We start from the raw sequence: 21,096 nt of genomic DNA, 5'->3' as shown, positions 1-21,096 counted from the left end.
ATGACTGCCCTCGCTGAATCGTTCGACGGTGGTACCTCTCCGGTGCATTCCACCGAGCTCGAAATCGTGTCCACGGTGCTGCGCATGGCGTCGGCCGCGCGGGTTCGTCTGGCGGAGGCACTGGACGCGCAGGGGCTGAGCTGGGCGAGGTACGAGGTGCTGGAACTGGTGTCCAGGCGAGGGCCGATGTCCTACAGTGCGCTGTCGCGTGAGTTGGTGCGACACCGGACGAGTATCACCGCCACGACGGCCAGTCTCGTCGAGGCGGGGTTGCTGGTGCGTAGCGTCAATCCGCGAAATCGGCAGCAGTACATGGTCGAGGCCACCGACTCGGGGCACCGTGCGGTCACTCGGGCCGAGCGTGCGCTCGAGCGCGCTCGGTCGAGGATGGCGGTCGATGCCGACTCTGCTCGGACGCTCGAGGTGTTGCGTGGCATCGAGAAACAGTGGAACGGTCGGCGCTGACCGGCGGGTGACAACACCGGCTATTCGGCTCTGAAGAACAAGTACCCCTGAGGTGATACCCCCAGGGGTACTTGCATACCCCCCTGGGTATGTGCGAAGGTGGGCAGGTTCGTTCGTTCGAGGGTTTCGTCTGCCCCGTTCGATACCCCCACCCGTATAGGAGCACAATGTCGCTGCGTGACGCCGAAGTTCTTCGCCCACCTGATGATCGGCCTCAGGCCGAGCCGGGCCTGCTCGGCCGCGCGGGCGGCTCGATGGTGACTCACCGGCGGTGGGTGTTCGGTGTGTGGCTCATCGTGCTCGTGGGCCTCGGTTCGTTTGCGCCCTCGGTGTTCTCGTCGCTGGCCGGAGCGGGATGGCAGGCGAACGGATCCGAATCCGTACAGGTTCGAGAGTTGGCCCAGCAGCACTTCGGCGGTAATTCCTCCGCGGCGGTGCAGGTGGTCGTCCACTCCGACTCGGCACCCATCACCGATCCCGCTGTTCAGGATGTGATTGCCGACGTGTCCGATGTATTCACCGGCGATACCAGATTCGGGGACGTCGTTGCGCCGCAACCGGGTATGACGATCAGCCCGGACGGCCGCACCGGCATCGTCATCGCCGGGGCGAACGGCACCACCGACGAGATGGTCAAAGCCGTCGACGATGTGAAGGAGCGGTTGACCGCGCTCTCGACCGACGGAATCGAGGTGTATCCCACCGGTTCGTCGGCCCTGTGGTCGGACTTCAACAAGGCGAACCACGATGCGATGATCCAGGCCGAATTATTCTCGTGGCCAGTCACATTGGCGATCATGGTGCTTGCGTTCGGATCGCTCGTCGCCGCGGGATTGCCGCTGCTGCTCACCGTCGCCGGACTCGTCGCATCCGCTGGTGGTCTCGTTCTGCTCAACGGTGTCACGCCGATTTCGGTGTGGGCCATGAACTTCGCGATGATGTTCGCCCTCGCGCTCGGAATCGACTACGCGCTGTTCATCGTCGCTCGATTCCGCGACGCGTTGCGCAACGCCGACCCTCGGGCCGCAGTGGCCGAAACCATGGACACTGCAGGCAAAGCCGTCGTGTTGTCCGGGCTGACGGTGCTGGTGAGTCTGTCCGCAGTACTGCTCGTCCCCGCGCCTGCAGTGCGCACGATGGCTGTCGGGATCATGCTGGCCGTCGCCTTCGTGTTGCTGGCAACCATGACGCTGCTGCCTGCGGCATTGGGGGCGCTCGGGCCCAAGGTCAATGCCGCCTCGTTGCCGTACGCCAAGCGGCAGGAGCATCGATCCCCGAAGTTCGCGGCCTGGGGCGAGTTGTTGCACAAGCACCCGTGGCCGTTCGCCGTCGTCTCCGTGGGAATTCTGATCGCCCTGGCGCTTCCGGTACTCGGCTTGAAAGTAGCGATGCCGTCGATCGCGGTGGTGCCCGAGGACGCACCGGTGCGGCAGGGCTACGAACTCGTTCAGGCCCAGTTCGGACCGGGCGCGCCGGGAGCGCTGCAGATCGTGGTCCCCGACGCCGATGCCGTCGAGACCGCGACCGTCGCTGCGGGAGTCGACGGGATCTCGATGGTGACTCCGCCGCAGAGTGCCGCTGACGGTTCGGGATTTGCTCTGCTGCAGGCAATTCCGTCGGTGGATCCGTCCGACGAATCGATGAGTACCGTTCTCGCCGATCTGCGATCCACGCTGCCCGATTCGGCACTCGTCGGCGGAGCGCCCGCGGAGAACCTGGACCTCCAGCAGGCCCTGAACGACTACCTGCCGATCGTCGTCGGGATCATCCTGGTCCTCGGGTTCGTGCTGCTTCTGGTGGCGCTGCAGGCCCCACTGATCGCGCTGCTCGGCACTCTGGTGAGCCTGCTGTCCACCGCGGCGGCCTTCGGAGTCGCCAAGTTGATCTTCCAGGACGGCCATGGGGCGTCACTGCTCGGTTTCACCCCGCAAGGATTCCTGGACGGCTGGGGCCCGGTGTTCTTCTTCGCGATGATCTTCGCCATCGCCATGGACTACACGGTCTTCCTGCTGGCCACCGCCAAGGAACACTACGAACGCTCGGGTGACTCCAAGGTTGCTCAGGTCGACGGGTTGGCCCACTCCGGGCGGGTCATCTTTGCCGCAGCAGCGGTGATGGTGGCAGTGTTCTTCACGTTCGCACTCTCCGATCCGCTGCCACCCAAGGAGATGGGCATCATCCTCGGTGTCGCTGTACTGCTCGACGCGTTCCTCGTTCGACTCGTGCTGCTTCCCGTCCTGTTGCGATTGACCGGGCACGGTGCCTGGTGGTCGCCGGCATGGCTGCGCGCGGTACTGCCCTCCATCCGCTTTTCGCACTGACACAACAATTTCTCAGGAGTCACCATGAACATCGCATTGTCCACCACACTGACCGACACCGACTTCGACACCGCGATCGACAGCACCAGAAAGGCGTTGTCGGAGCAAGGATTCGGAGTTCTCACCGAAATCGACATGCAGGCCACCCTCAAAGCCAAGCTCGGCGAGGACATGGAGCGTTACGTGATTCTCGGGGCATGCAACCCGGGACTCGCTCATCGCGCCGTCGGAGTGATGAAGCAGATCGGCCTGCTGTTGCCGTGCAACGTGGTGGTCCGAGAGAACACGGCCGTAGTGGGATCCGTCGTCGTCGAGGCGATGAATCCGGCCATCATGGTCGAGGTCACCGGTGAGCCCGAATTGGGTGCGGTCGCCTCCGAGGCCACCGAGAAACTGCAGGCGGCGATCGCGGCACTGGGCGGTACCGGATCCGATCCCGCTTGATGCCCCCGGGGGTACCATCGGGTTCACTACCACAACCATCGAGGGGATCGACATGATCGGCGACGAAGACAGCATCGCACTGGTATTGAACCGGCTCAAGCGTGCGCACGGTCAGCTGGCCGGCGTCATCGGGATGATCGAGAACGGACGCGATTGCAAGGATGTGGTCACTCAGCTCGCTGCTGTCTCCAGAGCGCTGGACAAGGCCGGATTCAAGATCGTGGCGACCGGTCTGCGTGAATGCATGACCGGCGAGAGCGCGGGCGAGAAGGAGCCGATGACCGAGGCCGAACTGGAGAAGCTGTTCCTGGCGCTGGCCTGATCCTGGGTCGAATCCCACGAGGGAGCGACGGGAGAGCGAACAGTGGGAGTCGCGATTGCTCCGTGACGACGCTGTTGTGCGACGTCGAGGTCGACATCCGACGAATTCCGCTGCATACTTGACTTTGTCCAGAAAAGCGGAGGATAGTATTACTGTGATGCCGATCTCACCGTACGCGGAGCTGTTACGCACCGCCGACATGCGCGTGACCCGTCCCAGGGTCGCGGTGCTCGAGGTCGTCGGATCCAATCCTCATGCAGACACCGACACGATCCTCGGACTCGTGCGATCGGTGCTGCCCGAGGTGTCGCGGCAAACCGTGTACGACGTGCTCAATGCGTTGACCGCGGCGCGCCTGGTACGGCGAATCGAACCGGCAGGATCGCCTGCTCGGTACGAATCTCGTGTCGGCGACAACCACCACCACGCGGTGTGCCGCTCCTGCGGCGTCATCGCCGACGTGGACTGCGCGGTCGGCGAAACGCCGTGTCTCACCGCATCGGACTCCGTCGGTTTCACGATCGACGAGGCGGAAGTCATCTACTGGGGCTTCTGCGCACAGTGTTCGACTGCTCGAGGGCAGTCGACAGCTCCTGTTTCGTTCCCTCCCGGTTCTCGGACACAGCAGAGTTCGTGAACCGACCTCGATCACAGCCCGATCGTCACACCTTGGAAGGAAGCACGTGTCAGAAGATCACACAACACGCGAAAAAGAGATGAACGAGGATCAGCCACAGGAGTCGGGTGGCAAGTGTCCCGTCATGCACGACTCGATGCCGATGCCCGTCGAGGGTGGCAGCAACCGCGAGTGGTGGCCCAAGACTCTGAACCTCAAGATTCTCAAGAAGAATCCGGCCGTCGGCGACCCGATGGGTGCCGATTACGACTATGCCGCCGAGTTCAACTCCCTCGACCTCGCCGAGGTCAAGCGCGACATCGAAGCCCTCATGACCAATTCGCAGCCCTGGTGGCCTGCCGACTTCGGTCACTACGGCCCCTTCTTCATCCGCATGGCGTGGCACGCCGCGGGCACGTACCGCAAGCAGGACGGACGCGGCGGTGCCGGAGCGGGCATGCAGCGCTTCGCACCCCTGAACAGCTGGCCGGACAACGCCAGCCTGGACAAGGCTCGTCGTCTGATCTGGCCGGTCAAGCAGAAGTACGGCCGCAAGCTCTCCTGGGCGGACCTCATCGTGCTCACCGGCAACGTCGCCATCGAATCGATGGGCCTACCCACCTACGGCTTCGCCGGCGGACGCGTCGACGCCTGGGAGCCGGACGAGGACGTCTACTGGGGCCCGGAGCAGACCTGGCTCGGCGACGAGCGCTACGACGGTGATCGCACGAGCCTCGAGAACCCGCTTGCCGCAGTGCAGATGGGCTTGATCTACGTCAACCCCGAAGGCCCCAACGGCAACCCGGATCCGGTGCAGTCCGCACTGGACATTCGCGAGACCTTCGGCCGGATGGCCATGAACGACATCGAGACCGCGGCACTGGCCGTCGGTGGGCACACGTTCGGCAAGACGCACGGTGCAGCGGATCCCGACGTGCACATCGGTGCCGAGCCCGAGGGCGCACCCATCGAGCAGATGGGCCTCGGCTGGAAGAACAGCTACCAGAGCGGCGTCGGCGCGGACGCGATCACCAGCGGTCTCGAAGTCATCTGGACCCCCACGCCCACCCAGTGGGACAACAGCTTCCTCGAGACGCTGTACGGATTCGAGTGGGAGCTCTACAAGAGCCCCGCAGGTGCGCACCAGTGGCGCCCGAAGAACGGCGAGGGCGCGGATCTCGTCCCCGACCCCGCCGATCCCACCAAGCGTCGCCACCCGTCGATGCTGACCTCCGACATCGCGATGCGTGTCGATCCGATCTACGAGCAGATCACCCGTCGCTGGCTCGACCATCCCGAGGAGCTCGCAGAAGAGTTCCAGAAGGCCTGGTTCAAGCTCACCCACCGCGACATGGGACCCGTCTCGCGCTACCTCGGCCCCGAGGTCCCGTCCGAGACCTTGATCTGGCAGGACCCGATCCCGGCCGTCGATCACGAGCTGATCGGTGAAGCTCAGATCGCCGAGCTCAAGCAGACGATCCTCGACTCCGAACTGACTCAGGATCAGCTGATTTCGGCTGCCTGGGCCGCGGCGTCGTCGTTCCGGGTCAGCGACAAGCGCGGCGGTGCCAACGGTGGCCGTCTGCGCCTCCAGCCGCAGGCAGGCTGGGAGGTCAACGAGCCCGACGAGCTCGCGCAGGTCATTCGTGTGCTCGAGGGAATCCAGCAGTCGTTCTCCGGAACGGTCTCGTTCGCCGACCTCGTCGTTCTCGGTGGCGTTGCCGCACTCGAGAAGGCGTCCGGTGTCAGCGTGCCGTTCACGCCGGGCCGCATGGACGCGACGCAGGAGCAGACGGACGTCGATTCGTTCTCCGATCTCGAGCCGAAGGCCGACGGCTTCCGTAACTTCCTCGGCAAGGGCCAGAAGCTTCCGGCGGAGTACTCCCTCGTCGATCGGGCGAACCTGTTGTCGCTCAGCGCACCCGAGATGACCGTGCTCGTCGGCGGACTGCGTGTGCTCGGAGCCAACTTCGGAAACTCGTCGCACGGCGTCCTGACGGACAAGGTCGGAACGCTCACCAACGACTTCTTCGTCAACCTCCTCGACATGGGCACCGAGTGGGTCCCCGCCGCGGAGGACGGCATCTACGAGGCCAAGGACGCGGCGACCGGTGAGACGAAGTGGACCGGAACTCGCAACGACCTGGTGTTCGGATCGAACTCCGAATTGCGTGCTCTCGCAGAGGTTTACGCCTGCGACGATGCAAAGGACAAGTTCGTTGCGGACTTCGTCGCTGCCTGGGACAAGGTCATGATGCTCGATCGGTTCGAGCTGGCCTGATTTTCTCTACCGAACTCGAAGTTATGGATGGAAACCGTGCTCGATCCATCCATAGCTTCGAGTTCGTCGTTATCGGTCCGTTACCTTTCGTTGCCAATTCGTGTCCTCGGTCCCTGACTCGCTGCAATTTGCGAGCGGCAAGCTACAAGACATGACACACGACGAGGGGGCGGCAGGAGCCGTCGATCACAACATGGACGAATCACGCAAGGGAGCATCCGGGTTCGGGTCGTTCCTGGAGATGTTCCAGGATGCCTCCACCGACAAGTCCGACATCGAGCGCTGAATCGTCAGCGAGTCCCGATCGTATTGGTGACCGAACCGATTCGTTCGATGCTCAGTTCGACGCGATCGCCCGGGGCGATCCAGCGGTCGAGTTCCAGGCCGCAACCGCGTGGGAGCGTGCCGGAGGTCAACAGCTCACCGGGGTAGACGTTTTCGCCGCGACAGGCGTACGCGAGCGATTCGCCGACCGAGTACCGCATGCCTGCGGTGCCGGTCGTCGACCACACTTCGTCGTTGACCGTGACGCTGGCCGTCAACGAGTCCAGATGCGGCACCACCTCGTCGGCGGTGACGATGTCGGCTCCCATGGAGCTGGCGAAGGTCTTGGTCTTGACCACCGGGCCGAACGGGGTGCGGCGCTGCTCCTCCCATTGGGTGTCGCGGGCACTGATGTCGTCGAACACCACGTACCCGCCGATCGCAGCGGTGGCCTCTCGCTCGGATACGTCGCGGACGGGCCTGGTCACCACGGCTCCGAACTCGAGCTCGAAATCCAGTACCCGGCTGTAGGACGGCCACTCGACCGGAGCTTCGTCGGCGACGACGGTGAGGTGATTGCCGGTGTAGTAGACCGGATGGTCGTCGAATCCCGGCCCAGGACGGAGCGCAGGAAACGTCGATCGAGTGACGGCTTCGAAACTGCGGATGAAGGGGACGGCTTTCGGGAGGTTGCGGCGAACCAGGTTGTGCGCAGCCAGATCCCAGTGTGCCTCCCAGCCGAGGAAGCAGCGAAGCGACGCCGGGATCACCGGCAGCGTCGGTGCCGGTCGCTCGATCACCGCGACTCCCTCGGACACCGCACGCTGCACCACTGCCGACGCCGCGTCGCGCGCGCGTTCGCCGGCATCGAGAAACCCGAGCACAGTGCGGGTGAGCGGGCGTAGGGCTTCGTCGGCACCCAGCGTCGACACGGCGGCGTCGAGATCGACCCACGCCCCCGACTCGGGTGCGTACACGGCCAGACGATCTGCCGAGTCGGCAGCGATCATGCGTCGCAATCGCACTTGAGGAATCCGATCTTCGCGTGAGGGGGCTCCACAACGGTTGAGGAACCAGGAGTGTAAACGGCAGCACAGCTGTGGTGTCAAGACCTCCTCGTCGAGGACTAGCGTGGACACATGAGATCGCCTGTTCCCGAATACCTGGCTTCCGTGTTGGAGGACTGTCGAGCGTTCGACGGCGGGACGGTGACCGAGGGCAACCCGGTGGTGGCCTCGGCGGATCCCGACACGTTTGCAGTCGCCCTGGCCACCGTCGGGGGTTCGCTGCACGGAGCGGGCGATACCGACACCGAATTCTCGATCCAATCGATAGCCAAAGCGCTCGCGTATGCGCTCGCCATCGAGGACAACGGCATCGAAGCGGTGCTCGAGGCCGTCGACGTCGAACCGTCGGGCGACTCGTTCAACGAGATATCCCTGGAAGCGGAGACCGGACGGCCGCGGAACCCGTTGATCAATGCCGGTGCACTGGCGGTGCATTCGATGATTCGAGGCCACGGGAGCGAAGAGCGGGCGGGGCGGATGACGGACCTTCTGAGCAGGATGGCCGGCCGCGAACTCTCCGTCGACCGTCAGGTGTACGAGGCCGAACTGGAATCCGACGACCGGAACACCGCGATCGCACACTTACTGAAGTCGGTCGGCCACCTCGGAGCCGAGCCCGCCGATGTCGTCGACGGTTATGCCCGGCAGTGCGCGGTGACCGTGACCTGCAACGACCTGGCCCGGATCGCCGCGGTGCTGGCGAACGGCGGGAAAGATCCCCAGACGGGCGAACAGGTACTCGACCCGGCGATCGATCGCCACGTACTGGCGGTCATGGCGACCTGTGGAATGTACGACGGCAGTGGCAGTTGGCTCGCGACCGTGGGGATACCCGCCAAGAGCGGGGTTGCCGGGGCGGTCATCGGTGTATTGCCGGGTCAGGTGGGGATTGCCGTGCTGTCGCCGAGGCTGAACGAGCACGGCAACAGTGTGCGTGGGGTGGCGGTGTTCGAGAGGCTGTCGCGCGATCTGGGTCTGCACATGATGCATGTCGCGCCCAGCGGTGAATCGGCGATCCGTAGCGTGACCGAGGAGGACGGCGTGGCCACCGTGGAGCTGCAGGGCGATCTTCGGTTCGCGGGTGCAGAGGCGGTCACGGCTCGGTTGGTCGACGGTTTCGGTGAAAACACTTGCACAAAGGTCGACTTCAGCGAGGTACGTGCAATCGACGGCGCGGCTCGACGGCTCTTGCGCGATGCGTTTCGCGCCCTGGAGGACGACGGTCACCGGGTCGTCGTCCACGACCCCGACGGGTTCATGGAGTCGCCCGACGGGTCAGAGTCGGCCGGCGAGAATCATGTTCCAGTAGGACAGCGGTAGCCCGTATCGGTCGAACGCCCAGGCGGCGCGCCTCGGCTTCAGCGGATCGAGGAACGACGGCAGCGACGGCGTCAGGGTTCCGGTGCGGTCGAACTCGGCGGCGATCAAGCTGTGTGCGCCGACCGCGATGGGGGCGACGGTGTAGCCGTCGTACTCCGACAACGGTTGCCCGCTGCGCGCTGCGATCAGATTGTCGACGAGAATCGAAATCTGCTTGCGCAGTGCGCCACCCGAGGAGTCGGTGTCGATGGCTGCGCCGTCACCCGCGGCCCAGACCTCCGGATACACCCGGTGGCGCAGAGTTTTGCCGTCGATGTCGACGACACCGTGCGGCGCAGAACCGGTCAGGTTCGATTCCTCCAGCCACGTCGGACCGCGGAACGGCGGTACGAGGTGCAGCATGTCGTAGCCGATGCGCTCGTCGACGCCGTCGTGGTCCGTGACGGTGATGTGTCCGCTCTCCGGGTGCAGTGCCGTCACCGCGGTGCGGGCGAGGATTCGCACGCCGAGCTCGCGTAGTCGCCCGACGACGATGGCGTCGAGCTCCGGCACACCCATCAGTCGAGGTCGATCCACCACCAGCGTGATGTCGATTCCCGGCATGCGGCCGGTGCGGGTCCAGTGGTCTGCGGCGAGGAACAACGGCTTGAGCGTGGTGCCGGTGCAGCCGACCGGTGGGCGCGGCACGGTGAACACCGCACTGCTGTGGGCGGGTAGATCGCGTACCAGTTGCCAGGTGCGTTCGGCTCGGTCGAGGTAATTGCTGGTGACAGTGGGGGATCGGAGCGCAGCCCGCACTCCGGGCAGCGCGTCGGTGTCGACGACGAGGCCCTGACCGAGCACCAGGTCGCGGTAGCCGTATTCCGCGCCCGAGGCACATCGCACCAGACGATTCACCGGGTCGATCGCAACCGCCGAGTCTTCGAGCCAGACGCATCCGGTCGGAATCACCGAACGCTGGGTACGCTCGGCCTCGGTCAGCGCCGCCTGACCGGAGCCCACGTACGACAGCAGTGGGCGATAGGTGTGCACCTGCTTGGGCTCGATGACCGCGACGTCGGAGATGCCCTTCTTCAGCAGTCGCGCTGCCGCGCTGATGCCTGCGTTGCCTCCGCCGACGACGAGCACGTCGTAGGTCGTGTTCGGGGTGGTCACTTACAACACCTTTCGCGCATCGACGGGTGCCCTCGCCGTCACCGAACGGATCACCGGGTGTCTGCTGTCGGCGCGATCACGGACTCGGTCGTCGATGAACGCACCTCTACGCGTTCCGGTACGAGGTCGATGCCGGACTGCTGCAGAGCCGGTGAAAGCACCACGGCGAGCCGCTGATTCCAGCGTCCCAGTCGGATGGCGGTGGCGTCGAGCACGGAGTGGACACCTGCGGCGACGCCTGCCACCGACGACAGGTCGAGGATCAACGCTCGCCCGCGCTCGGCGGCCTCACCGAGGGTTTCGGTCAGAACAGGGACGTCCGAGTCTCCGATCGTGCCGATCACTCGTACGACGATGTCGGCGCCTGCGCTCTCGTCGACCGACAGAGTCATCTCGCTGACGAGGCTCTGCGAGTCGATCAGTGACGGAATCACTTCCACGAGCGGGGACGAAATGGACGGTACGACGATCATGAACACACTCCTGAGCAGCCGAACTCCTCGCCCGGCGCACGGGGAGTCGACAGTCGACATACGGGGATTGCGGGCTACTCCTCAACCACGCTTGGATGGACTACCCGGGGTGGGGTGTTCGTAAGCCTCGAAACGGCAACGGGTTTGACTGCGGGTCCGACGGGAATACGAGAACGATCGCTACACCGTGGGAGGCACGCCGATGACGACAGCCGAATCCGATTACGTTCGAACCCTGACCTCCGTGCACGCCGATCCCGGAGTGTACGAACCGCAGGAGGATTCGCTTCTGCTGTGCGACATCGCCGCCACGACGGGCATCGTTCCCGGCGCGCGAGTACTGGACATGTGCACCGGAAGTGGTGCTGTTGCCATCACCGCTGCACTGTTGGGCGCGCGTGAGGTGGTGGCGTTCGACATCGCGCCCCGCGCAGTGGACTGCGCCCAGCGCAACGCGCGCTCGGTAGGGGTCGAGGTGGACGTCAGAGTGGGATCCTTGGCAGAGGCGGCCGAACTCGAATCGTTCGACGTGGTGCTCTGCAATCCACCGTACGTTCCGTCCGAGATGATGCCGACCGGAATGGGGCTGCACCGAGCCTGGGACGCAGGCGAGGACGGCCGGATGGTGCTCGATCCACTCTGCCGAGCCGCTGCCTCCTTGCTGGCTCCCGGCGGGGTGCTGCTCGTCGTCCACTCGGAGTTCTCCGGACCTCGACGCACCGTGGGCATGCTGTCCGACAACGGATTGTCGGTGACGGAGGTCAGCAGGCGCACCATCGATTTCGGGCCCGTGATGCACCGTCGCGCACAGTGGCTCGAAGCTCGTGGAGTACTGGCTCCGGGTCGTCGAACAGAGGAGTTGGTGGTTGTTCGTGGCGACAGGCGATGACTCGGCATCTGCGCGCACAACGGTGAGAATCGTGCGCGGCGGACCGATGCTGATCGACGGACCGGTGAACATCGAACTCGACGACGGTACGCGAGTGGAATCGGATCGCTTCGTCGTCGCGGTGTGCACGTGTCGGCGTAGCAAGAACTATCCACTGTGCGACACGAGCCACCGCGCGAAGAAACGACCTTCTCAGTCCAACGAGGACTGACCGGCAGACCATCGCTTCATCACGTGGTCGGCGAGTTCGTTCTCGACGAAGTCCAGTGCACGCATTCCGAACACCACATCTGCCTCGAGTTCGGGCTCGTGGCGAAGAAGAGTGCCGACCACATCGTGACGCAGCACCTGCTCGTGTACGGCGTCGGCCTCGACGTGCTCGGCGTAGAACGCAATGCATGCAGCAGGGGCATCGAGCCTTTGCAGTCCCTGCACGTAGCGCTGGGAGCCGGGCGACGAGGTGATCTCGGTTGCCGCCAGGTGGCCAACGGTGGCACCGCGCAGTCCTCGGTGCAAACCGAACAAGGACATGAGATTGACCCAGGCCAAGGTCTGCGCCGGGACGCGATCGACGTAGCCGAGGTACGACGCATCGAGATTTGCGGCCACCATCGATTCGGCCCACAGATGCTGGTGCAGGCGATCGCCTTTGCCGCCGCCGTACTCATCGAATTCGACTGCCACATAAGAAGCTTTGGTCTGACCTGTCAACCGGGGGATGGCCCAGGCGTGCGGATCGGCTTCCTTGAGGTGATAGACGGAGCGGTGCACGAAGTACTCGCACATCTGCTCCCATGACCCCTCGTCGCGCAGGAACCACGACGGGCCGGTTCCCGAGGTCGCCTCGACGGACAGCGCGTCCATCTCGGCCACCGCGTCGGTGCCGGGTTCCACGTTCTCGCGTACGTACGTCAGAAACGCAGACTCGAGCGCTGCTCGTAGTCGGAGGAGTTCGGGGTCCCACTCCCAGGCGTCGGAGACACCTTCGAACCCGCGGTAGTGCAGTTCGTAACAGATCAGAAGCGACAGTTGCACGTCTCGTGACGTGGGATCGACCTCGGTCGGCGTCGCCACGATTGCAGTCCCGTTGGGCTCACCTGCGGTCAGGGACCGAGTGACGGCCTCGGAGATCGGCCCACAGGGGGTGGGCAGTGCGGGAGAGCGAGCGGTGGACGGGTCGACTGAGAACAACGCGGTCATAGTGGTGGCTACCCGTTGCCGGCCGGTACCAACCACTGACGGCCTGCGTGTTTGTGACCTGTCACGACAGGCAATGCGCAGTGCACGACATCGAACTTCGGAGTCGTTCCATCGGAAGGACCACATGCGCGCAGTGACCTGGCAAGGCAAGAGGAAAGTCAGCGTGGACACCGTTCCCGATCCGCGGATAGAACTGCCGACGGACGCGATCGTGAAGATCACGACCACCAATATCTGCGGTTCGGACCTGCATCTGTACGAAACACTCGGTGCCTTCATGGACGAAGGTGACATCCTCGGCCACGAGCCGATGGGCATCGTCGAGGAAGTCGGCTCGCAGACAGGGGATTTGGCAGTCGGAGACCGAGTGGTCATTCCGTTCCAGATCTCCTGCGGGCACTGCTACATGTGCAATTCGAGCCTGTACACCCAGTGCGAGACCACCCAGGTTCGCGAACAGGGAATGGGCGCAGCACTGTTCGGCTTCTCCAAGCTCTACGGTCAGGTCCCCGGCGGTCAGGCCGAGTACCTTCGCGTCCCGCAGGCACAGTTCACGCACATCAAAGTGCCGGAGGGCCCGCCGGATTCGCGATTCGTGTACCTCTCCGATGTGTTGCCCACCGCATGGCAGTCGGTCGAATACGCGGCAATTCCCGACGGGGGATCGGTGACCGTCCTCGGCCTCGGGCCCATCGGAGACATGGCAGCGCGCATCGCACAGCACAAAGGCGCGCGAGTGATCGCCGTCGACCTCGTACCCGAGCGACTCGCCCGCGCCGCGGCACGGGGAATCGAGACGGTGAACCTGGCCGAGCACAGCGGTGGCGTCGGCGACGTCATCCGCGAGATGACCGACGGCCGGGGCCACGGACTCGGTCATCGATGCGGTGGGCATGGAGGCACACGGATCTCCGGTCGGCAAACTCGCACAGCAGATCGTCGGAATGCTCCCGGACGCCGTGGCCGCGCCGATGATGCAGAAGGCCGGTGTCGATCGACTCGGCGCGCTGTACTCGGCAATCGACATCGTCCGCCGCGGCGGAACCATCTCGATCATCGGGGTGTACGGCGGCATGGCCGATCCGCTGCCGCTGATGACCATGTTCGACAAGCAGATTCAGCTCCGCATGGGGCAGGCGAACATCAAGAAGTGGGTCGACGACATCATGCCGTTGCTCGGCGACGACGATCCTCTCGGCGTCGATTCGTTCGCCACGCACGAGCTCTCGATCGAGGAGGCTCCGCATGCATACGAGATCTTCCAGAAGAAGCAGGACGGTGCCATCAAGGTGCTACTGAAGCCCTAGCGTGTGCTTCGAATACAGCGATGCGGCCCGGAAGTTCACGGGCCGCATCGGTATTCGCAGAAGGGTCGATCAAGCTACATCAGTCGATGGAGATGACATCCTTGGCGATTGCTGCCACGCGTGTCTGTCCTGCGGACACGACTCCGTGGCGGTTCTTGTGTGCCTCTTCGTACGTCACGACGGTGCGAACGTCGGTCGGGTTCGTGAGGTCCTTGATGGCGGCGACGGCGTCCGAGACGTTCAGGTCGTCGTAGTCGGCGATCGGCAGCTCGTCGGCGTCGAGGGTTCCGCCGGCCGATCGTGCGGTGTGGATCGCGTCGGCGACGGTATCGACTCCCTCGCTACGGGTGACGTCCTCGGCTGCCTCGAGTGCTGCATCGCGGCTTGCCGTCAGCGTCTTGACTGCCACGTCACCGGCGTGAGCGCCGCGGCCGAGAAGTGCGGCGAGGCGGTCCGGGGTGGCGCGAGCTGCGTCCAGTGCACGGTCGAGATTGCGAGCCGACCACGTTGCCGGAGCGTTGACGATCTTGACCGCGGTGCCTGCGGCGGCCTGGAACGGAGTACGACGCAGCGCTGCGGGTCCGCCGAGGGCGTCTTCCGCGAGCACCGTCTCGAGCCATTCCACCGTTGCGCTGTGCGCCGTGGCCAGCCGGGTCGCCAGTGCGACGACGGTGGGCTCGTTCGCTGCCGTGGCCAGTGCCTTGATGTACTTGGCGCGGCCCAGCAGCTGCTGCTCGAGGGCGAGATCGCCCAGCAGGGCCTCGTCGAACGGCTGCGCCTGCTCCGCGACCGTCTTGACGGCAGCGAGTGTGCGCCCCAGGAACGGTGCGACGAGTTCGGGCAGTCCGCCGAGTCCGCGAAGGGCTTCTTCGATGGCTGCCGCGCGCTCGCGGCCGTTTGCGGCGTTCTGAGTCAACTCCCTGCGTACCGCCTCGGTGCGCGCCTGAACGACGCGAGTTTCCGCGATCTGGATCTCGGTATTGGTCAGCTGCAGTGCAATGCGCAACTGTGCGATCAACGTGGATGTGCTCATGGTGCTCCCCTTTCGGTTGGGTGGTCGATTTTCTCTGGCCGATGCCTGTGGGTCACAGCGTGATGCTCGGCCCTGACAGCAGCGTTACCCGTCGGTAGGTTCGGTCAAACTGATGTGTCCGATGTGTGAAGATCGACACGTACCTTTCGGTTTCGTCTCGGGCGCACGAACCCCGGCGGTTTCGATCGGCTGCCGACTGGACATCCGACATCGATGAACACCGAGCTGTACACCGCAACTGTCTCTGCCACCGCGACGGGAGTCACCTCCGACGACGGGGTTCTGTCCCTCGGTGTACGCGAACCGAAGCAACTCGGTGGGCCGGGGGAGCACACCAACCCGGAACAGCTGATGGCCGCCGCATTGTCTAGCTGCTTGGTCGAATCTCTGCGAATCGCGCTCGGAACCGTCGGAGGTAGCGTCGACGAACTGGCGGTGAAGGGCACCGTCGTACTCACCGACTCGGACGCATCCGGCTACGACGCGAGGTTCGCCCTCGCGGTATCTCTTCCCGGCACCGATGACGCCGAAGCAGTGTTGGCGCAGGCAACCTCGATCTGCCCGTTTCTCAAGGTCATCGACGGAGTGGACATCACCCTTGAGTGACGCGGTGACGGTCGGCGTGTCCCTCTGTGCCCGCGCGAGATGACCTCGATACGTACCAGGGCAACGCGGGCAGTCGGCGCGATCAAAGCCGGGTTCGCCCGCGAGGACACCACCCTGATCGCGGGCGGCCTGACCTTCTATGCCGTCATCGCTGTGGTGCCGCTGCTGCTCCTGACCATCCGCGCCTGCACTCTGTTGGTGTCGGCGGACTGGGTACGCGGCGGATTCGACGCCATGTCGGCGTTGTTGCCCGACGCCCTCGGCGCTCGCGCGGCGGTGGATGGATTGGCCACGGCCGGAGTCGAACTCGGCCCGATCGGTGTCCTGATCGCCATCTTCCCCGCAACCTTCTACGGGGAGGGTCTGCGCCGGGCGATCGTGCGCTTCGCTCCGACCAGAGAATCGTTCACCGGTTGGCGGGGTCGGTTGGCGATGGTGCCGTTCTTCGCCGCCGCACCGGTCTTGCTGGCGGGGGTCCTCTGCGTTGCGCGGTTGCTCGACGCATCGACCGGGGGCGGCGGAGTCGGTGCCATGGCGCTGCGTGTATTCCTCGGCTTCAACTGCCTGTGGGTGATCCTGTCGGTCCCCCTGGCCTGGACCTATCGCGTGATTGCGCCACGTGCGGTGGGCTGGCGGGCGTTGATCGTCGGATCACTCGTCACCTCGTCCATCGTCACCGGATTCGTACACGGATTCATCTTGTTCCTGGCGATACCGGTGGACCTGGGTGCGCCGTTCGGAGGCCTCACCGCGATCGGCGGCGGGGTCGCAATCATGTTGTGGATGTTCGTGTTCCATGTGCTGGCCCTCGCCGGCTGGCTGGTCACCGCCGATTTCGATCGGCCCGACGATGCAACCCGAACATCAACTGGCTGAACCCGACGACCGCGAGCGCGCACGTCACCGACATTCCGATGGTCGCCGATGTTCCGGCAGCAGCCGGAGCGGCACCGGCAACCGTCGCCGTGACCGCAGCAGCGATCACCCGCGAAGGACGTTCCCATATTGTCAGGAAGCCGACATCCTCGATGCCGGAACCCACCGCGCGAGCACGTGCCATCTCGTGCAGCAACGTCACCACCCCGACCGCGACGACGAGCGGCATCGGGGCTCCCAGAGCGAGACCGCTCGCCAGCAGCAGCAGGTCGCTGCAGCGATCGGCGACGGTATCGAGCAGGTACCCCCACTGGGATTGGGACCGGCCGATCATCGCGACACCGCCGTCGATACCGTCGAGCAGGCCGGAGATCACGATCAGCACGGCTGCGATCAACGGTGCCGAGGTGCCGGGTCGCGACAGCGCCACCGCCGCCCCTGCCACGACCACGGCGGTGAGGGTGACGGTGTGGGCGGAGACGGACGCGCGAACCAGCGGCGCGCTCAGCGAATACACGACGCGAAGCCAACCCGAGACCAGCGCAGACGAGGAAGGATCGATGCCGTTGTGCAGCGTCGACCACGTCGACAGATACTCTTCACGAGTCGCCGGTTGTACCGACATACCGTGCTGCTTCGACGTACTGCGCTGATTGACCATCGAGAACCCTTGCTCGGCACTGACTGAGAGGAACTCGACGAGCAGGTGACCGGCGATCGCGCGTCGAGACTTCGAAGCGGAGTACCCGTCCATGGCGTTCTCAATCCGCACCCCGGCCGAGTCGTCAGTCGTCGTCGGAGTTGCTCGCTCTCCGGCGCGCTTTCAGACGCGAGATCTTGATACCCACGGCAGCGAACACGATCAGCCATCCCGAGATCAACACTCCGCCGCCCACGAACGCCGCACGGCGCAACGGATGTTCGTCGGCGTACACGTAACCGACTGTGCCCCAGATCAATGCAATCAAGGCGATGATCGCCATCATCCAGATCATCGAATACAGCGTTCTGTTCACAATTCACCCGACCTTGCTGTTACGTCGTCCCCGACGAGCGCGGACATCCATTCTTCCATCAGTGGCCGCCGCGTCGTATTCCCCGTCACCAGGACAGATTCGGTTGATGTTCACCGGTCGAGATCCCGAATTCGACGGCCGTGCGGTGCATGTGCCCGAAGAGATCCTCGGCAACGTCGAGCGGATCACGACCGAGCGCATCGGCCCACCGCGCCGCACGCGCACTCGAACGCGAACTGCGACACTCGACGACACCGCTGCCGCCGACGTCCACGGTCATGCGATCGGCACCGGTTGCCAGCATTCGCCGCAGAGCGTGCTCTCCGAACAGTACGAGTCCGCGCACGTGCACGACGATGTGGCTGCGGCCGGTGTTGTCGGGCCGACCCAGATGAATGCGTGGGTCGACGTCGCCCCACTGCTCTCGCAACGACACCGCGTCCGGACCGTCTATCCACACCGCACAATCTCGCTCGCGCAGAACGGATCCGACCGTGGCGAGCAGCGAGGCCGAGCTGTGTCCGGTGGAATCGACGACCACGACGATCTCGGGCACCGCGTAGACGAGGCCGTGAGTGCGAGCCGCGGGGTCGGTGATACGCGAGGACAGCATCAGGGCTTCGAGATTCTTGCGTTCGCGATCCCCGCCCGTCCGCTCGGCCCATTCGGGTCCGTCGTGCCAGGCGACCGCACGGGGCAGGTGGGCCAGGACGGCACCGGCGTCATAGGCGCGATGCGCGAAATCCCAGTCCTCTCCGCCGTATCCGACGAAGGTCTCGTCGAATCCACCGATCTCGCAGAACAGCTGACGGCTGCACGACATGACGGCGCTGATGATGTACCGGTACGAACGCCGATCGGCATCGAGCAGATCGCGCGAGCGGACGTACCCGTCCCGAAGCCACCCCGGCTCCGACAATTCCGGCGGTGCGGACGATCCGCCGCCGAACCACTCGGCCACGTCCTCGGCGGACCAGCCCGTCAGATCGGCGTGGCGTCGCCGACCCACGGTGAGGGCATCAGGAACTGCTCCGGTCAGCCGTACCGATTCCGCGATGTACTCGGGCTCGGGGACGGTGTCCGCGTCCAGAAAACACAGAATCTCCCCGTCGGCGGCCGATGCGCCGAGATTGCGTGCAGCCGCCGCGCGAAAGCCGAGATCCTCCTGTCGAACGACGGTGATGTCGAGAGCGGACCGAAAGGCATCGACGTCCGGTGCGTCGGGCGAGCCGTCGTCTGCCACGATCACCTGGAGCAGGGTTGCCGGGTAGCTCTGCAGTGTCAGCGCGGTGAGTACGAACTCCAGCTGACGCTGCTGGCGAAAGTACGGGATCACCACGGACACTCGCGGGTTGCGATCGACAGGCGGGGCGAGATCCCACCGATTGCCCGGTACCACCCATCGGCCGTCGGGTAGCTCCTTCGCCGCTGTCGCGCACCGTTCGTCGAACAATGCGCGGTACAGCGCGGCTGCCTGCTCGAGTGTGGGGTAGGTGACCACGTCGTCCTTCTGCCAAGTCCTGTCGGGATGGCGTAGAGCCTCCGCCATCGCAGCGGCGAGGCCTTCGACCGAATTCTCGTGAATCCACAGCGCGCCGGGGGAGTTGGCCTCCATCTCCTCCACGTACCGACCGCGCGGGACGAGTGGTCGACGGCCCGCCGCGATCCAGGAATTGATCGAACCCGATGCCGATACGTGTCGGTGGAATGCGACGGGAATCGCGACCGACCTCAGGATCTCGTCCAGCTCGGCATCGGGAACGAAACCGGTCGAGGTGAACGATCGACCGAGTTGCTCTGCAGCAGAGCTGAGTTCGCCGATCATGGATTCGTGGCCCGGTGACGCGGACCCGATCGAGAGAACGTCGACGTCGGCGTCCAGCGATGTCACGGCACCGAGTACCTCCTCGTGCCCCTTACCCGGATAGACGAATCCGAGTACACCGACGACTCTCCGCGGGGCGACGGGGTCTGCGGTCCGCGCCGCAGCACGTCCGATCGGAAGAGGGATCACCCGAACGTCGTGCCGACGGTCCAGGACGTCCTCGAGCAGCAGTCGCTCGTGCATGCTGGAGACCACCACCGTCGCCGCGCAGTCGATCACCCGTCGATAGCAGTGCGTACGCGCCTCGAATGCGTGGCCGTCGGATGCCTGCGGGACATCGTGCACCGTGAGGGTGATCGGTGCGCGGTGCCGCTGCGCGAAGGTGACGAAGGCATCCGCTGCCTCCTGTGCAGTGCGGCCGAACAACCGGTCGGTGAAGTGCACGTGGATCGCAGTGTCGAGGGGAAGATGCTCGAGATCGGAGATCACCGGACTCGCTGTTGCGGAGGCCAATTCGCGTGCGCAGCGGACGACGCCGTGCTCGACCGGCCCCATCACCAGATGATGTATCGACCCGGTCACGGTGCCAGCTCCAGGGTTCGGATCAGCTCGGCGTGACGTTCGAGCGCCGCACCGACGAATTCGGGACGAACTGCGTACCACTGCAGGTGAGCGCGGTGAACGGAATCCGGCGACAATTCAGCGCCGTCGACAGACCAGTTCGGCCGCGGATCACCGTGCAGGCCAAGTGCTTTCAGTACTCGTCCCTCGACGGGCGCGCGAACACCTCCGAGCAATTCGCGTCCCGGGTCCCGCACCGTGCTACCGGTATCCAGATAATCGAGTATTCGCTGCGCGAGAGCGCCGAGCACCGGATTGGTCGCATGGTTGATCGTGTGGGTGGCGTTGCTTCCGGCATCTCGGAACAGGTCGGACGCAACGATGTCGGTGTCCCGGCGTTCGCGTCGGCGCAACTCGTCGAGGCTCGCTTCGGCTGCCTGTCGCAGACCGTCCTCGGAGACCGGTATGTCCCAGTCCGTCTCGCTGCCGAGGCCGCGATGGGCGGCGAGAACAGTGCGTAAGTCGTGGTACGGCACCATGTTCGGGACGGCCGCGGGGTCGCTCGGGTGGCGAACGATGACCTGGAAGGGGTGCAACCCCGCGTATCTGAGCACCGGCCATCGGATGACGGTGGCGTCGGGCGCGAGAGCTTCGGCGAGGTCGGACACCCCCAGCGGCAGTGACCGGTAGCCGGCTCGAACCGGCTGGGTGAGCAGCACCGACGCCTGGCGCACGAGGCGGTCGATGTGAGGCAGGTCCGAGGATTCGAGTTCGTGCACAGGAGGGATGCGCACCGTCCGCAGCGGCATGTCCGGATCGGAATCGAGGAGGATGCGCAGCGCCTCGGCCTGGCAATTTCCCCAGACGAGCAGAAGGGGTCTGTCATCGGCGGAGCGAACCGGCTCGTGTGCTGTTGCGTAGAAGTCGCCGTAGTGGCGGGTGCGACCGTCCATGCTTGCCCCGACGTCGTGTGCTCGTTCGTGTTGGACCATTCTCTCGTCAACGTAGACCCGGTGGACGGGCTTCGCCAACCCCGATTGAACCCGGGTGCAACT

21 protein-coding genes and 1 pseudogene are annotated in these 21,096 nt (G+C 64.9%); 13 read left to right on the top strand and 9 right to left on the bottom strand.

Annotation, left to right across the window (positions count from 1 at the left end):
- The 7 genes from AYK61_RS08900 to AYK61_RS27775 all read left to right on the top strand — a co-directional run bounded on the left by AYK61_RS08900 (position 1) and on the right by AYK61_RS27775 (position 6,735).
- A complete protein-coding gene (locus AYK61_RS08900) occupies positions 1-465 on the top strand; it encodes a MarR family transcriptional regulator (protein WP_121870537.1) in 465 nt (154 codons plus the stop codon).
- 167 nt (positions 466-632) lie between these two features.
- Positions 633-2,786: an MMPL family transporter gene (locus AYK61_RS08895; RefSeq protein WP_259467976.1), complete on the top strand. Its 2,154-nt coding sequence runs from the start codon at positions 633-635 to the stop codon at positions 2,784-2,786.
- Positions 2,787-2,810: 24 nt separating this feature from the next.
- Entirely contained in the window at positions 2,811-3,230 is a 420-nt protein-coding gene (locus AYK61_RS08890; protein ID WP_121870536.1) for a DUF302 domain-containing protein, read from the top strand.
- A 52-nt stretch (positions 3,231-3,282) separates the two neighbouring features.
- A complete protein-coding gene (locus AYK61_RS08885; protein ID WP_032397635.1) occupies positions 3,283-3,552 on the top strand; it encodes a metal-sensitive transcriptional regulator in 270 nt (89 codons plus the stop codon).
- A 157-nt stretch (positions 3,553-3,709) separates the two neighbouring features.
- On the top strand, positions 3,710-4,189 hold the full coding sequence (locus tag AYK61_RS08880; RefSeq protein ID WP_121870535.1) for a Fur family transcriptional regulator: 480 nt from the start codon (positions 3,710-3,712) through the stop codon (positions 4,187-4,189).
- A gap of 79 nt (positions 4,190-4,268) precedes the next feature.
- Positions 4,269-6,449: a catalase/peroxidase HPI gene (gene katG / locus AYK61_RS08875; RefSeq protein ID WP_259468174.1), complete on the top strand. Its 2,181-nt coding sequence runs from the start codon at positions 4,269-4,271 to the stop codon at positions 6,447-6,449.
- Positions 6,450-6,600: 151 nt separating this feature from the next.
- Entirely contained in the window at positions 6,601-6,735 is a 135-nt protein-coding gene (locus AYK61_RS27775; protein WP_254923937.1) for a hypothetical protein, read from the top strand.
- Between the two features lie 4 nt (positions 6,736-6,739).
- Here the strand turns inward: AYK61_RS27775 and AYK61_RS08865 are convergent, their stop codons facing one another.
- Positions 6,740-7,723 (bottom strand): fumarylacetoacetate hydrolase family protein, encoded by a 984-nt coding sequence (locus AYK61_RS08865; RefSeq protein ID WP_121870532.1) that lies wholly within the window; start codon positions 7,721-7,723, stop codon positions 6,740-6,742.
- Between the two features lie 129 nt (positions 7,724-7,852).
- On the opposite strand from AYK61_RS08865, the gene glsA reads away from it, so the two are divergent.
- Entirely contained in the window at positions 7,853-9,100 is a 1,248-nt protein-coding gene (gene glsA, locus AYK61_RS08860; RefSeq protein WP_121870531.1) for a glutaminase A, read from the top strand.
- Here glsA and AYK61_RS08855 read toward each other — a convergent pair.
- The gene (locus AYK61_RS08855; protein WP_121870530.1) at positions 9,056-10,255 is read right to left on the bottom strand and encodes an NAD(P)/FAD-dependent oxidoreductase; all 1,200 of its coding nucleotides are present in this window, start codon (positions 10,253-10,255) and stop codon (positions 9,056-9,058) included. The genes glsA and AYK61_RS08855 overlap by 45 nt on opposite strands.
- A gap of 50 nt (positions 10,256-10,305) precedes the next feature.
- Positions 10,306-10,728, bottom strand: coding sequence for a hypothetical protein (locus AYK61_RS08850; protein WP_147458302.1), 423 nt, complete (start codon positions 10,726-10,728; stop codon positions 10,306-10,308).
- Between the two features lie 202 nt (positions 10,729-10,930).
- Between AYK61_RS08850 and AYK61_RS08845 the strand changes: the two genes are divergently transcribed.
- Positions 10,931-11,617 carry a HemK2/MTQ2 family protein methyltransferase gene (locus AYK61_RS08845; RefSeq protein WP_121870528.1) on the top strand — a complete coding sequence of 229 codons (687 nt, stop codon included), beginning with the start codon at positions 10,931-10,933 and terminating at the stop codon, positions 11,615-11,617.
- Between the two features lie 46 nt (positions 11,618-11,663).
- Positions 11,664-11,828 (top strand): CDGSH iron-sulfur domain-containing protein, encoded by a 165-nt coding sequence (locus AYK61_RS08840; protein WP_121872582.1) that lies wholly within the window; start codon positions 11,664-11,666, stop codon positions 11,826-11,828.
- On the opposite strand, the gene AYK61_RS08835 is transcribed toward AYK61_RS08840, so the two are convergent.
- A complete protein-coding gene (locus tag AYK61_RS08835) occupies positions 11,810-12,817 on the bottom strand; it encodes an iron-containing redox enzyme family protein (protein ID WP_121870527.1) in 1,008 nt (335 codons plus the stop codon). The genes AYK61_RS08840 and AYK61_RS08835 overlap by 19 nt on opposite strands.
- A gap of 124 nt (positions 12,818-12,941) precedes the next feature.
- Between AYK61_RS08835 and AYK61_RS08830 the strand changes: the two are divergent.
- Positions 12,942-14,124 (top strand): annotated as a pseudogene (locus tag AYK61_RS08830) (zinc-dependent alcohol dehydrogenase).
- 79 nt (positions 14,125-14,203) lie between these two features.
- Here AYK61_RS08830 and AYK61_RS08825 read toward each other — a convergent pair.
- The gene (locus AYK61_RS08825) at positions 14,204-15,157 is read right to left on the bottom strand and encodes a ferritin-like domain-containing protein (RefSeq protein WP_121870526.1); all 954 of its coding nucleotides are present in this window, start codon (positions 15,155-15,157) and stop codon (positions 14,204-14,206) included.
- A 213-nt stretch (positions 15,158-15,370) separates the two neighbouring features.
- Here AYK61_RS08825 and AYK61_RS08820 point away from each other — a divergent pair, with 213 nt between their 5' ends.
- Together AYK61_RS08820 and AYK61_RS08815 are read left to right on the top strand one after the other, a co-directional pair.
- A complete protein-coding gene (locus AYK61_RS08820) occupies positions 15,371-15,763 on the top strand; it encodes an OsmC family protein (protein WP_121870525.1) in 393 nt (130 codons plus the stop codon).
- Positions 15,764-15,802: 39 nt separating this feature from the next.
- Positions 15,803-16,639 carry a YihY/virulence factor BrkB family protein gene (locus AYK61_RS08815; protein ID WP_121870524.1) on the top strand — a complete coding sequence of 279 codons (837 nt, stop codon included), beginning with the start codon at positions 15,803-15,805 and terminating at the stop codon, positions 16,637-16,639.
- Here AYK61_RS08815 and AYK61_RS08810 read toward each other — a convergent pair.
- The 4 genes from AYK61_RS08810 to AYK61_RS08795 all read right to left on the bottom strand — a co-directional run bounded on the left by AYK61_RS08810 (position 16,587) and on the right by AYK61_RS08795 (position 20,994).
- Positions 16,587-17,411 (bottom strand): CDP-alcohol phosphatidyltransferase family protein, encoded by an 825-nt coding sequence (locus AYK61_RS08810; protein ID WP_147458301.1) that lies wholly within the window; start codon positions 17,409-17,411, stop codon positions 16,587-16,589. The genes AYK61_RS08815 and AYK61_RS08810 overlap by 53 nt on opposite strands.
- A 13-nt stretch (positions 17,412-17,424) precedes the next feature.
- Positions 17,425-17,655 carry a hypothetical protein gene (locus AYK61_RS08805; protein WP_237669098.1) on the bottom strand — a complete coding sequence of 77 codons (231 nt, stop codon included), beginning with the start codon at positions 17,653-17,655 and terminating at the stop codon, positions 17,425-17,427.
- A gap of 85 nt (positions 17,656-17,740) precedes the next feature.
- Positions 17,741-20,062, bottom strand: coding sequence for a glycosyltransferase (locus AYK61_RS27770; protein ID WP_259467975.1), 2,322 nt, complete (start codon positions 20,060-20,062; stop codon positions 17,741-17,743).
- A complete protein-coding gene (locus AYK61_RS08795; RefSeq protein WP_259467974.1) occupies positions 20,059-20,994 on the bottom strand; it encodes a WcbI family polysaccharide biosynthesis putative acetyltransferase in 936 nt (311 codons plus the stop codon). The genes AYK61_RS27770 and AYK61_RS08795 overlap by 4 nt, the downstream gene beginning before the upstream one ends.
- Between the last annotated feature and the right edge of the window lie 102 nt (positions 20,995-21,096).

Origin of the sequence: Rhodococcus sp. SBT000017, assembly GCF_003688915.1 — a bacterium.
Lineage (GTDB): Bacteria > Actinomycetota > Actinomycetes > Mycobacteriales > Mycobacteriaceae > Rhodococcoides.
This window is presented reverse-complemented; position numbering and strand designations above follow the sequence as displayed.

Coding starts and splice junctions, on each gene's coding strand:
- AYK61_RS08900 (WP_121870537.1), top strand. CDS start 1: ATGACTGCCCTCGCTGAATCGTTCGACGGTGGTACCTCTCCGGTGCAT.
- AYK61_RS08895 (WP_259467976.1), top strand. CDS start 633: ATGTCGCTGCGTGACGCCGAAGTTCTTCGCCCACCTGATGATCGGCCT.
- AYK61_RS08890 (WP_121870536.1), top strand. CDS start 2,811: ATGAACATCGCATTGTCCACCACACTGACCGACACCGACTTCGACACC.
- AYK61_RS08885 (WP_032397635.1), top strand. CDS start 3,283: ATGATCGGCGACGAAGACAGCATCGCACTGGTATTGAACCGGCTCAAG.
- AYK61_RS08880 (WP_121870535.1), top strand. CDS start 3,710: ATGCCGATCTCACCGTACGCGGAGCTGTTACGCACCGCCGACATGCGC.
- katG (WP_259468174.1), top strand. CDS start 4,269: ATGAACGAGGATCAGCCACAGGAGTCGGGTGGCAAGTGTCCCGTCATG.
- AYK61_RS27775 (WP_254923937.1), top strand. CDS start 6,601: ATGACACACGACGAGGGGGCGGCAGGAGCCGTCGATCACAACATGGAC.
- AYK61_RS08865 (WP_121870532.1), bottom strand. CDS start 7,723: ATGATCGCTGCCGACTCGGCAGATCGTCTGGCCGTGTACGCACCCGAG.
- glsA (WP_121870531.1), top strand. CDS start 7,853: ATGAGATCGCCTGTTCCCGAATACCTGGCTTCCGTGTTGGAGGACTGT.
- AYK61_RS08850 (WP_147458302.1), bottom strand. CDS start 10,728: ATGATCGTCGTACCGTCCATTTCGTCCCCGCTCGTGGAAGTGATTCCG.
- AYK61_RS08845 (WP_121870528.1), top strand. CDS start 10,931: ATGACGACAGCCGAATCCGATTACGTTCGAACCCTGACCTCCGTGCAC.
- AYK61_RS08840 (WP_121872582.1), top strand. CDS start 11,664: ATGCTGATCGACGGACCGGTGAACATCGAACTCGACGACGGTACGCGA.
- AYK61_RS08835 (WP_121870527.1), bottom strand. CDS start 12,817: ATGACCGCGTTGTTCTCAGTCGACCCGTCCACCGCTCGCTCTCCCGCA.
- AYK61_RS08825 (WP_121870526.1), bottom strand. CDS start 15,157: ATGAGCACATCCACGTTGATCGCACAGTTGCGCATTGCACTGCAGCTG.
- AYK61_RS08820 (WP_121870525.1), top strand. CDS start 15,371: ATGAACACCGAGCTGTACACCGCAACTGTCTCTGCCACCGCGACGGGA.
- AYK61_RS08815 (WP_121870524.1), top strand. CDS start 15,803: ATGACCTCGATACGTACCAGGGCAACGCGGGCAGTCGGCGCGATCAAA.
- AYK61_RS08795 (WP_259467974.1), bottom strand. CDS start 20,994: ATGGACGGTCGCACCCGCCACTACGGCGACTTCTACGCAACAGCACAC.